At 58.2% G+C, this 13,108-nt stretch carries 10 protein-coding genes; 5 read left to right on the top strand and 5 right to left on the bottom strand.

Annotated elements, in window-relative coordinates; genetic code table 11:
- Positions 1-15: 15 nt before the first annotated feature.
- The 5 genes from ACR0J8_RS10385 to ACR0J8_RS10405 form a co-directional block, all read right to left on the bottom strand.
- Positions 16-570: a lyase family protein gene (locus ACR0J8_RS10385; protein ID WP_480890027.1), complete on the bottom strand. Its 555-nt coding sequence runs from the start codon at positions 568-570 to the stop codon at positions 16-18.
- 376 nt (positions 571-946) lie between these two features.
- Positions 947-1,333: an acyl-CoA thioesterase gene (locus ACR0J8_RS10390; protein ID WP_170678786.1), complete on the bottom strand. Its 387-nt coding sequence runs from the start codon at positions 1,331-1,333 to the stop codon at positions 947-949.
- A 177-nt stretch (positions 1,334-1,510) separates the two neighbouring features.
- On the bottom strand, positions 1,511-2,314 hold the full coding sequence (locus tag ACR0J8_RS10395) for an SDR family NAD(P)-dependent oxidoreductase (protein ID WP_480524566.1): 804 nt from the start codon (positions 2,312-2,314) through the stop codon (positions 1,511-1,513).
- Positions 2,315-2,500: 186 nt separating this feature from the next.
- Entirely contained in the window at positions 2,501-3,655 is a 1,155-nt protein-coding gene (locus tag ACR0J8_RS10400; RefSeq protein WP_480524568.1) for an acyl-CoA dehydrogenase family protein, read from the bottom strand.
- Positions 3,656-3,940: 285 nt separating this feature from the next.
- Positions 3,941-4,573, bottom strand: a complete 633-nt coding sequence (locus ACR0J8_RS10405; RefSeq protein ID WP_480524570.1) for a TetR/AcrR family transcriptional regulator — start codon at positions 4,571-4,573, stop codon at positions 3,941-3,943.
- 141 nt (positions 4,574-4,714) lie between these two features.
- Between ACR0J8_RS10405 and ACR0J8_RS10410 the strand changes: the two genes are divergently transcribed.
- From ACR0J8_RS10410 to ACR0J8_RS10430, 5 genes are all read left to right on the top strand, one after another.
- Positions 4,715-6,496 (top strand): acyclic terpene utilization AtuA family protein, encoded by a 1,782-nt coding sequence (locus ACR0J8_RS10410; protein ID WP_480524572.1) that lies wholly within the window; start codon positions 4,715-4,717, stop codon positions 6,494-6,496.
- Positions 6,496-8,127, top strand: a complete 1,632-nt coding sequence (locus ACR0J8_RS10415; RefSeq protein ID WP_480890032.1) for an acyl-CoA carboxylase subunit beta — start codon at positions 6,496-6,498, stop codon at positions 8,125-8,127. Before ACR0J8_RS10410 ends, ACR0J8_RS10415 begins: the two co-directional genes overlap by 1 nt.
- A 122-nt stretch (positions 8,128-8,249) precedes the next feature.
- Positions 8,250-10,253, top strand: a complete 2,004-nt coding sequence (locus tag ACR0J8_RS10420) for an acetyl/propionyl/methylcrotonyl-CoA carboxylase subunit alpha (RefSeq protein ID WP_480524575.1) — start codon at positions 8,250-8,252, stop codon at positions 10,251-10,253.
- Entirely contained in the window at positions 10,246-11,040 is a 795-nt protein-coding gene (locus ACR0J8_RS10425; RefSeq protein ID WP_480890035.1) for a TIGR03084 family metal-binding protein, read from the top strand. Before ACR0J8_RS10420 ends, ACR0J8_RS10425 begins: the two co-directional genes overlap by 8 nt.
- A gap of 546 nt (positions 11,041-11,586) precedes the next feature.
- Entirely contained in the window at positions 11,587-13,107 is a 1,521-nt protein-coding gene (locus tag ACR0J8_RS10430; RefSeq protein WP_480524579.1) for an aldehyde dehydrogenase family protein, read from the top strand.
- Position 13,108 lies beyond the last annotated feature (1 nt).

A 13,108-nucleotide genomic window follows, 5' to 3' on the forward strand; every position in this document is an offset into this window, starting at 1 on the left:
TGAAAGGTCAGGTTTTCAAACAAGGTCTGCGCCCAGTGCAGCGCCCCTGATGTCAGCAGGAACACTTCGGGCACGATCACCCACTCTCCAATCCATGCGCCGCCGGACCTTTCGTGTTGGTGAAGGGTGAATTCCCCGATCTGTTCCGCTTTCTGCCGCCAAGGCGCGACACCGCCTCCATGAATTCAGATGCCCGCTGGTTGCGTTTGTGGTGCATGGACGAGGACGCGCCTTTGCCGTTGGATGTACTTCAGAAATCTCGGCAATGTCGGATGAGGACAGAAGATTGATGTTGTGGGCGATCTTGCGGAGCGTGGCGCAGAGTGATCCCAGTGCAGTCACCACATCCGCGATCCCGTCGCGGGCGTTTTGCCAGTGGGGCGCGACACTGCCCAGCCCCGGGCTTTCCGCGACTGCTGTCTTGACCCTCTCTCCCTCTCCGTTCTTGTAGCCCCGCAGATCACCAACCGGGCCGCCGATTTGCACGTTGAGGCCACGACCCGAAGCCTGTTCCAACGCCTTGTTGCGGCGCGCCAGTTCTGACCGCCACACCTCCAGTTTAGTGGCCAAGCAGTTGCAAGACAAGCTGGTGGAGCAAGTAAGACACGTATCCCATTACAGCGACATCATGCGCAGCGAGGCGTCCTGATCAGCCAACTATCGGTTCAGGGGACTAATGTGGACCTGACTGGCTTGCCTGATTGGAAATCGCGCTCCAATCGAGGTGCGCGGCAGAAATCCTCGCGTTTTTTAGTAGTTGTTATCGATCTAGTGAACTCAGGCAGGAACTCTCCTGACCGGCTGGCATGTGAATAGTGCCGGCATGAAAGCCTTAGTACAGTTTCCAGCAGTTCGAATTATGGAAGCGCGCTCCAGTACCGCTCCAAAACGGTCAAATTCTAACTTTCCTGACAATATTGGATACCGCAAACGCCAGTGACAGCCCCTATTCAGCGCTTGGAACCGGACGTGGAACTCCGTTCTCGTCGATCGCAACAAAGGTGAAGATCGCTTCGGTCACCTTTTCACGGACGCCGATGAGGCCGCGCAAAACCCAGGCTTCGATGGATATGGCCATTGAGGTTCGGCCCACACGCGACACCTCTCCGTAGATGCATAACACGTCACCGACTTTCACCGGACGTATGAACTTCATCGCGTCAACAGCGATTGTGGCAACGCGGCCTTGCGCACGTGTAGCTGCAACAATTCCTCCGGCGATGTCCATCTGACTGAGAACCCAGCCGCCAAAGATATCGCCGTTAACGTTGACGTCCGCAGGCATTGCTGCCGTGCGCAATGTCAGTTCACCTTTCGGAGTTTCACTGCTCATCTTTTGTGCCCTTTTTGGTTCAGGACACGGTCATCATGTCCGGAAGTTTTTGTCCTGTCTTGATCGCCAGAGGTGGATTGCACCGTTCAGTCGCGCATTACAGGCCGTTCTGACGTTCCCTAGGTTCCCTTATAAGACGCTCCCTGACGTTGCCATAGCCGTGATCGCCGCAGTTCTTCACCCAAGCTTTTCCGGCGGTAGGGCGTTTTTCAGCACTTTCTCATTTATGCGACCGAACAGGGCTGTCGGGCTGTGTTTGGCCATCCATATGGTCATTTTGTTCATCAGCCCCGGAGCCGTCAGGAACTTGCCACCCAGATTGCCGAGCGCTTCGGTTACAACAGCGTCTGCATTCATAACGCTTGATGGAACCTTGCTCCAATCCAACCCGGTACCAGCAGCCATCGGCGTGTCGGTCGGTCCGGGCGACAGGACATGAACGTCAATGCCCTTCGGCCGAAGCTCGGCCCGCAGGGATGCGCCGAAGTTCAACACGTAAGCCTTGCTGCCTGCATAGTTTGAAAAATAGGGGTTCGGCATGTGGCCCGACAGGCTTGAGACCAGAACGATCCCGCCCCGTCCGCGCTTTAACATTCCCTGGCAAAAGTGGTGGGTCAGGCGAAAGGTCGACAGAACATTCAGCCTCAGCAATGCCATTCCCTGATCCGCATCGGTCGTTTCAAACGCGCCGTTCACCTCGACACCGGCAGAATGAACCAACAGACCGATTTCTTCGGGGATGGTACACACCGCGTCGATGCCGGCCTCCGTTCCGAGATCAGCGGCGACACAGCGTACTTCCACCCCGTGGCGAGCGCTGAGATCGCTGGCCATAGCGTCCAGCACATCGGCGCGGCGCGCCACGAGGACGAGGTTCATCCCGGCAACCGCAAGCTGGTTCGCAAATTCGGCGCCAATTCCGGAACTGGCACCTGTGACCATCGCCCAATTGCCATACCTGTCCTGATACGTCCTGCCCATGCTACCCGCCTCTCCCTTGCTTCGCTTCGTCGCAAAAACCAACGCGTGTATCCTGAGGGTCGGCACTTCTTTTGTCGATGTGGTTGTGGGTAGTTTATCGCGTCGGTTAGCTCCGTAGCGGTCGACCCGCCCGGTCGCGCGCAACCGTATCCGGCCTTTGCAAAACGCCTTCGTGCCGGCTGACGGTTATGTGGCCAGGCCCATTTGGCGTACAGCCAGATCGCGCATGATCTCTTCCGAACCGCCGCCGATAGCCATGATCTTGACTTCGCGATAAACGCGCTCGACCGGATTGCCGAGCATGTAACCTGCGCCACCAAAGATCTGCATCGATTCAGACGCCACAAATTCCAGCGATTTCGTCGCCTGCACCTTGGCCTTGGCGATTTCAGCGGCAGGCATTTGGCCCGCGTTGATGGTGTAGCAAATCTGATCCAGATAGGCCTGATTCATGTCTATCCGGGCCGAGATTTCGGCAAACTTATGGGCGATGACCTGATGATCGATCAGGCGTTTGCCAAAGGTCCTTCGTTCGCGCGCCCAGTCCAGGGAGGCATTGAAACACAGCTTCATCATGCCCAGCGAACCGGCGATCAAAGCAAGCCGTTCATGATTGAAGTTTTCCATGATTGCAAGGAAACCCCGGTTTTCAGGACCGATCAGCGCATCGGCGGGAACGTGGCAATCCTTGAAGAACAAAGAGGCCTGTTCTGAACAATGCCAACCCATCTTTTCTTCGCCTCTAGTGCGGGTAAAGCCTGGTGTGTCGGCTTCGATCAGAAACAGAGAGATACCGCCCAGACCCGCATCGCCCGTCCGTGCGCCGACGACAAACCACTTAGAGGCCATGCCGCCGGTGATAAAGCACTTCTCACCATTCAGAACCCACCCGTTACCTGATCGCGTGGCGGTCGTGCGCATGTTGGCCACATCTGATCCGCCACTGGGCTCAGTGATCGCCAGCGACGACGACATCCGCCCCGCTACGATTTCGGGCAGAACGGTGGTGCGGAAGTCATCTGATGCGAACCGTGCCATCGGCGCAATTGAAATCGCGCGGCCGCCCACGGCTGCCGCCACGCCCGACGCCCCGCAGCCAAAGATCAATTCGTTGAAATCGGCGCGCAGAAAGGCATCGTCAATTCCCATCCCACCGTATTCTTCGGGCACCCCAAAGCCGAACACACCGAACTCGGCCACTTTTTCATCCAGTTCGGCGGGAACGGCTTTGTCGGCCTCCCACTTTTCGATGTTGGGGTGAATCTCGCTTTCGACAAAGCGCTGGAAATTGTCCCGGAAGTGTTCGCGCTCGGGTGTCATAAAGGGTGAAATCAGCGCCATCTCGGCCTCCTAGCCATTCAGTACTTTCTCAACCGGCTGTTCGGATAATGCACTGGTCGCGCCCAGTTTGACCGTGTCGAGCCATTCATACCGATCTTTTTGACCCGCTTGATCTCCCGGGTGTCCAGTGATTTGAAAATCTCATGGGCGGGGAAGGCCCTTGCAAAGGTTCGTCTCGGTCTCTGCTCAAGGTTCGCAAGTACGTCGGGATTCTTCGTGTCTTTGCGTAAACATCATCGAAATCCTCTCAAAATGGTTACAGTGCCCGATCTGGGGCATGACTGCCTAGCTTTCGGAACTCACCAGCCGCACCTCGCTTCGCCGTTGCAGATGCGGGGTCAGCAGGTAAATGAACTCCTGCACGATTTCCGCGGTCTCAGCTTCGCTCCGGACAAATGAGTCATGTGTCAGCAAGCCGCGATAGAAAATTCGGGCGATGGTCCACAGGCGAATAAATTTCGCATTGTCGCCATCCGTCGTCTTGAGATGAAGCAATGCGTTTTCATTGATGGTGTCGTTCCAGTCCAGCAGCGAGTCGTGGATCTGGCCCGCAAGCTCCTTATCCGTGCGGATCGCCACCAGAATCTCGTGCAGGGCGCGCATCGCGTCGGTGTTCATGACCTGCCGCCAAAGCCGTTCCAGATCCCTCTCGATCGTCTGCTCAGGTCGGTTTTCGCGGCCAGTCAGCCAGCGGATCGAGGCCTGCATGATCCAGTCGCTGGTGGCCACCATCAATGCGGTCTTCGAGGTAAAGTGGTGGGTCAAAGCCCCGCGCGAAAGCCCCGCCTCTTCGCAAACACGCGACGTGCTGGTTTCGGAGTAGCCGTATTTCACGAGACACCGCATCGTCGCCTCAAGGATCGTCTGCCGCGACTTTTGCGCCCTGGTCTCGCGTTTGGTCGGTTTGCTGTTGGCCATATTCCACCTTATTCAGCTTCGGTCTGCCCCTTTGCGATTTCGAAAGGTTTTATGCGACACGAAGCAGTTGACAAACAGAACGTTCTGTTTGTTTGATGACATCAAAACTGACGCAGGTCCAGTGGTTTCAAAGGGGAGTTCATGCAGAGACAAATCCGAATAGGAGGTGCCAGCGGATTTTGGGGTGAATCTGATATGGCTTTGCCGCAGTTTTTGGAAAGCGGGCGGCTGGACTATATGGTGTTCGACTATCTAGCTGAAATCACGATGTCCGTACTGGCGCGCGCGTGCGCAGCAGATGCAGACAAGGGTTATGCGGTGGACTTCGTGAATTCGGTCCTGCGTCAGAACCTGCCCGAGATCACGCGGCAGAAGATCAAGGTCATTGCAAATGCGGGTGGCGTGAACCCCGAAGCCTGCGGTGAAGCCGTACGGTCACTCATTGCCGATTTGGGGTTGGATCTGAAGGTCGCCGTGGTTTTGGGGGACGATATTCTACCCCGCTTCCAGGCCGGGGAATTCGTTGGCGTGCGCGAAATGTTTGTGAACACTCCGCTGCCGAAACCAGAAAACCTGCAAAGCGCGAACGCCTATCTGGGCGCCTTCCCCATCGCGCAGGCGCTGGCGGGTGGTGCAGAGATAGTTGTAACCGGTCGCTGTGTGGATAGTGCCGTCACGCTGGGGGCCTGTATCCATGAATTTGGCTGGGGAGCGGATGATCTGGACCAACTTGCGGGTGGCAGCCTTGCAGGACATGTAATCGAATGCGGGCCGCAAGCCACAGGTGGTAATTTCACCGATTGGCGGGATGTGGGCGATATGGCCAACATCGGTTATCCAGTCGCAACGCTCACGGCCGACGGAAGCTTTACCGTCGAAAAGCCCAAAGGCACCGGCGGTTTGGTGTCCGTCGGGACCGTCGCTGAACAGATCATTTATGAGATCGGCGACCCGCAGGCCTATATCCTGCCTGATGTTGTCTGCGATTTCTCGCAGGTTGTCGTGACGCAGATCGGCCCCGACCTGGTCCGGGTTGCTGGTGCCCGGGGCCGCGCGCCAACCGAGTCTTATAAGGCCAGTGTCACTTTCCTGGATGGATATAAGGGCTCAATCATGCTGGTGTTTACCGGCTTTGACGCCGAGGCCAAGTTCCGCGCTTATGCGCAGGCGGCTCTGACCCGTGCTCGCGGAAAACTGGCCGCCAGAAACTTGCCGGATTTCGAAGAGATATGCGTTGAGCCGATCGGATCCGAAGCCAAATACGGCGATTATGCCCGAGAATTGGGCGTGCGCGAGATTGCGGGCCGGATCACTGTAAAACACATGGACAAAACCGGCGTCGCCCTTTTCTTGGCCGAGGTAATTGGCGCGGGCCTTGCAACACCAGCCGGTCTGTCCGCCTTTGGCGGTGGCAAGCCAAAGCCGATGCCGATCGTGCGCCTCTTTTCGTGCCTGATCCCGAAATCGGATGTGCCGGTCTATGTCGTCACAGAGAGCGGCGCACAATCAGTGGATATAGCGGGGGGGCAACCATTTACGGATTCCGAACCCCTGCCTGGCATCCCCGCTGTTCTAGAAGCCTGCACAGTCGAAGTGCCCCTGATCAAGTTGGCCTTCGGACGCTCGGGCGACAAGGGCGACAAGGCCAATATCGGCGTGATCGCCCGCAAGCCCGAAAACTTGCCTTATATTGCTGCCGCGGTAACCTCGGATGTGGTGGCGACCCGCTTTGCCCATCGACTGAAAGGCGGGGTAGAGCGGTTCTATATGCCGGGCATGCACGCGCTGAATTTTGTACTGCATGATGCACTGGGTGGCGGTGGCACGGCCGCACTGCAGGACGATCCCCTGGGCAAGGCCTATGGGCAGATTCTGCTGGATCACCCCATTCCTGTTCCCCCCTCTGTTGCGGAGGTGCTCTGATGCCCGTTTTCCAGACCAGAATATCGACCTCATCCGAAGCGTTTGGGCAGAACCGTCGGGATATGCTGGCACTGATCACCGAACTGCGCGAGTACGAAGCGCGCGCCGTTGCGCGTTCGGACAGCCGCAAGGCCCGTTTCGACCAGCGTGGCCAGTTGACCCCGCGCGAGCGGGTCAAGCGCCTGCTGGACCCGGGTATGCCGTTTGTCGAGCTGTTCAATATGGCGAATTTTCTGGTCGACGACCCAGACCCGGAAACCTCCATTCCCGGCGCGTCGATGATAACCGGGATCGGCTATATCAGCGGCACGCGCTGTCTGGTCTATGCCGATGACAGCGGGATCAATGCGGGCGCGTCGACCAATATGTCAGTGAACAAGGGACTGGCCATTCTCAAGATCGCGCTGAAACAAAAGCTGCCCTTTGTGCATCTGGTGGAAAGCGCCGGGGCCAATCTGATGCAGTACACCGTAGAACTTTGGGCCAATGGCGGCGGGCTGTTTTACGGTCTGGCCAAACTGTCCGCAGCCGGCATTCCGACCTTTGTGGTTCTGCACGGGCCTTCCACTGCTGGTGGCGCCTATCAGCCGGGCATGTCGGATTATGTGATCGGTGTGAAACACAACGGTATGGCCGCGCTGGCCGGAGCCGCGCTGACGCAGGCCGCAACCGGTGAGGTGGCCGATGAGCGCGAACTGGGCGGATCGGAGATGCACGCTTCGGTTTCGGGCCTTGTGGAATACCTGGCCGAGGACGATGCGGATGGCATCCTGATATGTCGCGATCTGATCGAGCGTCTGGACTGGAACAAGAACGCCCGCCCCCTACCCCGCAAACAGGTCGAACCGCCGGTCTATTCGCCGGACGAACTCGCGGGTGTCGTCCCTGTGGATTACAGAACCGCCTTTGACTGCCGCGAGATCATGGCCCGGATCACCGACGGCTCGGACCTGCTGGAATTCAAACCCCGTTTTGGCCCTGCAACCGTCTGCGTCCAGGCCCGAGTTTTTGGTCATTCGGTCGGTATCATTGGCAACAATGGCCCGTTGGACCCTCAGGGTGCGGCCAAGGCAACGCAGTTCTTCCAGCTCTGCGACAGCGCAGAGATGCCGATCATCTTCCTCAACAACATCACCGGCTACATGGTGGGTACCGAGTACGAGCAGGCGGGTATGATCAAGCTTGGCTCCAAGATGATTCAGGCCGTGTCGAATGTCCGCGTTCCAAAGTTTTCACTCTATGTCGGTGCCAGCTTTGGTGCCGGGAATTACGGCATGTGCGGTCATGCTTTTGATGCGGATTTCCTGTTCTCATGGCCCAATGCGCGCACCGGAGTAATGGGTGGCGAGCAGGCCGCCATGACCATGGACGTTGTTGCCCGCGCCGGAGCCGCCCGCAAGGGGGTTGAGATCACGCCCGAGATGGAAGCGAAGATGGCCAGGCAGAAACAGGCCATTCAGGACGTGTTCGAACCGCAGGAAAGCGTCTTCTACACCTCGGGCCGGATGTTGGACAACGGTATCATCGACCCGCGCGACACTCGTAAAATTCTGGGCTTTTTGATCGAGACCACTTGGGAAGCACGCAACCGAGACCTGAAACCCAACACCTTTGGCATCGCAAGGATTTGAGAGGGCGCAACTTGGCTGATTTCAAGACCCATCAAACCTTCGAACTGGACAATCAGTGCAACAGCCGGACGCTGTGGTCCGACCAGGCCGAAGACACCTCCGAAACCGCAAAGGTCTGATCCATGCCGCGCTTCAACTCGATCCTTGTGGCCAATCGTGGTGAAATTGCGCTGCGGGTGATGAAAACCGCGCGTTCGCTGGGCTATCGCACCATCGCCGTCTATTCCGAGGCCGATGCCACCGAGCCGCACGTGAAATTTGCCGATGATGCGGTCTGTGTGGGTCCGGCACCTGTAGGCGAAAGCTATCTGCGTGCGGACAAAATCCTTGAGGCTGCCAGGAAGGCTGGTGCGGGCGCGGTGCATCCGGGTTATGGCTTCTTGTCAGAAAACGCTGATTTCGCAAAGGCTTGTGTCGACGCGGGTATTGTCTTTATCGGCCCCACGGCCGAAGCGGTTGACCTGATGGGCAACAAGGCTGCCGCCAAGCGTCGGATGATTGAGGCGGGTGTGCCTTGTGTTCCTGGCCGTGAGGGCAAGGGTCAGTCGGATGACCAATTGATCGCTGCCGCAGCCGAGCTCGGTTTTCCAATCATGGTCAAGGCTGCCGCAGGTGGCGGCGGGCGCGGGATGCGTCTGGTCCAGATGGCCGAGGAACTGCCCGCTGCGCTGATCTCGGCCCGGTCCGAGTCGCTGAACGCCTTTGGCTCGGACGAGTTGATTCTGGAAATGGCCCTCATCCGCCCTCGTCATGTCGAGGTTCAGGTTTTTGCCGACGCCCATGGTAACGCCATCCATCTTGGCGAACGTGACTGTTCCGTCCAGCGCCGACACCAGAAGATCATTGAAGAGGCCCCCTGCCCGATCATGACCCCCGGACTGCGTGCTGCGATGGGCAAGGCCGCCGTCGATGCGGCGCTGTCGATCAGCTATCTGGGCGCGGGCACGGTGGAGTTCCTGTTGGACGCCTCGGGCAAGTTCTACTTCCTTGAAATGAATACCCGCCTTCAGGTGGAACACCCGGTGACCGAGATGATCACTGGTATCGATCTTGTGGTGCTGCAAATCAGCATCGCACAAGGCGAACCCCTGCCGTTGGTGCAGGATGATGTGCAGTTGAATGGCCATGCGATCGAGGCGCGTCTTTACGCCGAAGACCCGGCGCAGGACTTCCTGCCGATGACGGGTCATGTGGACCTTTGGCAACCCCATCGCGGCGAAGGCATCAGGATCGACAGCGGTATCGAGACCGGCAGCGTCGTCTCGCCCTATTATGACCCGATGATCGCCAAGGTCATCGCCTGGGGCCCGGACCGTGAAACCGCCACCGCGAGGCTGAGCGCGGCACTGGACAAAACACGACTATTCGGCATCAAGACCAACAAGGGCTTCCTGTCAGCAATTCTTGGCAAGGATGCCTTCGCCAAGGGCCAGGCTACCACTGCCTTCATCGCCGAAGAGTTCGGCGCAGAAGAATTGACGCCACCGGTATTGTCCGAAACCGAAGCAATGATTGCGGCCGTTCTGCAATACGAGGACTCGCGCCAACGGGGTATGGCGGCCGCGCTGGGTATCAACCCGGAACTGGCCAACTTCAGTTCAACCGGGCGTCTGGAAACCGACTATCGTTATGTCAGCGAAGGCATGACCCGCGACGTGACGGTGACTGCCACGGAAGGCCGCTATGACGTGACCTGTGGTAAAACCCGCGCCACCATCGCCATCGACCGTCAAGAAGGCACCGAAGCCCGTTTGCGGGTGAATGGACGCATTGTCCCGGTCGGTGTGCTTGTCACCGAACGCGGCCGTATTCATCTGGACCATCAGGGCCGTACGTTCGCCCTGCGCAACGAGCTCGAATTTCCGGCTTTGGCCGAGGAGGCACGCGGCGGAGGCCGTGTGGCGGCACCGATGCATGGTGCTCTGCTGGAAATCAATGTGGTCGTGGGCGACACCGTCGCCAAGGGCGATCGTCTGGCGGTTCTGGAAACGATGAAAATGCAGCACGCTATCGAAGCGGAAATCGACGGAACCGTGACCGAAGTACAGGCCAGTGCCGGAGGACAGATCGCCGCCGATGAGGTGATCCTGATCATTGAACCCGCCGAGGAGGGCGAAGATGTTTGATCAACCGCAGGCCGTTCAGGCCGAAAGCCAGTCGCTCTACGATCTTCTGAAGGACCGGAGCGAGGAAGATCTGGCCCGCACGACCCTGTTCAAGGGCTGGACCGCCAACCGGATTCTGGGCCATCTGCATGTCTGGAACATCGGTGCAGACCTGTCGCTGAGCAAACCCGAGGCTTTCGCGCCTTTCAACACTGACGCCATGGCCCACTTTAGCAGCGGCGATCTAGTCGGATTCGAGACGAAATACCTCGAGGGCTTATCGGGGCACGCGTTGCTGGATGAGTGGATGTTCTATACCACTGGAATGTGCGACCGCTTTGCGCAGGCCGATCCCAAAGCTCGGGTGCCGTGGGTCGGGCCGGATATGTCCGTGCGATCGTCCATTTCTGCCCGGCTGATGGAAACCTGGTCGCACGCGCAGGCGCTTTACGATCTGTTCGGTGTCGTGCGGCAGGATCACGACTATATCAAGAATATCGTCGTTCTGGGTGTGAACACCTTTGGCTGGACCTACAAGAACCGCAGCTTGGATGTGCCCAGTACGATGCCCTATCTAAACCTGACCGCCCCTTCCGGTGAAGTCTGGGAATGGGGGGAACCCAATGAGGCCGAGCGGATCGAGGGCCGCGCCACAGAGTTTTGTCAGGTCGTCACCCAAACCCGAAATATCGCCGACACCGCCCTACAAGTGACCGGCCTGGTTGCCACGGAATGGATGGGCATGGCGCAGTGTTTTGCGGGCCCCCCCGAAATGCCCCCGACCCCCGGCCAGCGCCATATGGCCTGAGCTCGTAAGAACACGTCTGGGTAAACCCCCCAAAAGTCGCCAGGTATGGCCGCGAACGTTTGGTGCGATCAGGCGACGCGCGACAGCATCTGGTGTCGGCCACGACCCTGATCGCAGACGGTGTCCAACCTGTTGGTGTTCAGGTTCGAGAACTTGGCGGCCGGCAGTTAATTCATTCGCTGCGAACGGCCAAATGCCAAGCCTGAAAACGACCACTCCTCGATTGCGGCCAGCTTAAATCTCGGGCCGCACGGCGCCTCAATTGGCTGCGGAACGGGTCTTTTCCTGCTGGTGAGTACCGTGTTTCGCATGCTCTTGTTGTTCATTTTTCAGATTGTTTCATCACACAGTAAGTAAGTTTTTGCTTTTCGATTTCGAAAATATTATGAATGAAAGTTAAATAGGATCCGCCTGCAATGAGTTCATGCATTTCAACCACCGGCCATCAAATCCCGAGAATGTGTGCAGCGAGCCTGATCCGTCTTGGCAACAGGTGCACAATCTCAAGTCTGCGGAAACCTGAAATGGCGGCTCGGGAGCTGGTAAATGGGCGATAGCGGCTTGAAAACATACGGCCCTTTCATCTCGGGTTCATTCCTGAACTGGCATGGTGAGACATTGCCGAGTGTTGACCCTGCGACGGGTCAGGAATGGTGTCGGTTTGCGTGTTGCGGGTCTGACGAGGTCGATCAGGCTGTTCGTGATGCGGACACGGCGTTTCGAACCGGGCCCTGGGCCAATGCAACATCTTCGCAGCGCGCAGATATCCTAGATGGTCTTGCGGATGGGCTGCAGAGTCGCTGGGAAGAGCTTGTCGAGCCCGAAATCCGTGACAACGGCAAACGCATCGCCGAAGTCCGCGGACAGTTTTCCGGCTTGCACGGCTGGTACAGGTACTTTGCAGATCAGGCACGACAGCTTTCGCCCGCGCCGCAATCGAACGGGGTGTCTGGTGTGGAAAGCACCGGCCATTGGATGCCTTACGGGGTGGTCGCCGCGATCACACCGTGGAATTCACCGCTGATGATCCTGGCGTGGAAACTGGCCCCGGCACTAGCCGCAGGGAATACGGTGGTGGTGAAACCATCCGAGATGGCGTCGGCCTCGACGCTGGAATTTGCGCGACTGGCGTGTGAATGCGGCTTGCCTTCTGGTGTATTGAACGTCGTGACAGGTCACGGGCATGAGGCTGGTGAGACGCTTGTGCGCCACCCGCTGACCCGCAAAGTGACCTTTACCGGCTCTGATATCGGCGGGCGTAAAGTGGCCGAGGCAGCAGCAGCCGGAGTTGTTCCTACTACTCTGGAACTGGGTGGCAAGTCCCCGCAAGTCGTGTTTGCCGATGCCGATCCGGAAAATGCGGTCAACGGCGTCATGTCGGGAATCTTTCTTTCGAATGGTCAGACCTGTGTCGCCGGGTCCCGTCTGATTCTGGAGGAAACGGTTGCCGCCGCCTTTACCAATCGCCTTCTGGAACGCGCCCGCATCCTTCGGCCTGGTGACCCGATGAAAACAGAGACGCAGATCGGACCGTTGGCGAACGAACCGCATTGGACCAAGGTTGCGGCCATGATCCGGCAGGCGAAGGCCGATGGCGCGATTTGCCTTCTTGATGGTACCGAGACAGGGGCCGGGTATCCCGGTTTTTATATCGGACCAACGATTTTCGCCGAAGTGACACCGGACATGCAGCTCTGGCGTGAGGAGGTTTTTGGTCCGGTCCTTGCGATCACCACCTTCGCAACTGAAGACGAGGCCATCGAATTGGCCAACGACACCGACTACGGCCTGGCGGGCGGAGTCTGGACCTCTGATCCGGACAAGGGCGCGCGCGTTGCCGGCGCCATTCATGCAGGCACGGTTTACATCAACCATTTTCGAAGCGTCGATCCGGCAAGTCCCATCGGCGGGTTCAAACTGTCGGGATATGGCCGGGAATTGGGGCCGGATGCCGTCAAGGACTTCCTGCAAAGCAAATCGATCTGGACCGGATCTTCCCCGGTTCCCGACCCCTTCCCGGACCCGACGGAAACAACCCTTTGTGACCCGGAAAGTATGGAGCAATGAC

This window comes from Ruegeria sp. N11, assembly GCF_056531525.1.

Coding starts and splice junctions, on each gene's coding strand:
- ACR0J8_RS10390 (WP_170678786.1), bottom strand. CDS start 1,333: ATGAGCAGTGAAACTCCGAAAGGTGAACTGACATTGCGCACGGCAGCA.
- ACR0J8_RS10395 (WP_480524566.1), bottom strand. CDS start 2,314: ATGGGCAGGACGTATCAGGACAGGTATGGCAATTGGGCGATGGTCACA.
- ACR0J8_RS10400 (WP_480524568.1), bottom strand. CDS start 3,655: ATGGCGCTGATTTCACCCTTTATGACACCCGAGCGCGAACACTTCCGG.
- ACR0J8_RS10405 (WP_480524570.1), bottom strand. CDS start 4,573: ATGGCCAACAGCAAACCGACCAAACGCGAGACCAGGGCGCAAAAGTCG.
- ACR0J8_RS10410 (WP_480524572.1), top strand. CDS start 4,715: ATGCAGAGACAAATCCGAATAGGAGGTGCCAGCGGATTTTGGGGTGAA.
- ACR0J8_RS10415 (WP_480890032.1), top strand. CDS start 6,496: ATGCCCGTTTTCCAGACCAGAATATCGACCTCATCCGAAGCGTTTGGG.
- ACR0J8_RS10420 (WP_480524575.1), top strand. CDS start 8,250: ATGCCGCGCTTCAACTCGATCCTTGTGGCCAATCGTGGTGAAATTGCG.
- ACR0J8_RS10425 (WP_480890035.1), top strand. CDS start 10,246: ATGTTTGATCAACCGCAGGCCGTTCAGGCCGAAAGCCAGTCGCTCTAC.
- ACR0J8_RS10430 (WP_480524579.1), top strand. CDS start 11,587: ATGGGCGATAGCGGCTTGAAAACATACGGCCCTTTCATCTCGGGTTCA.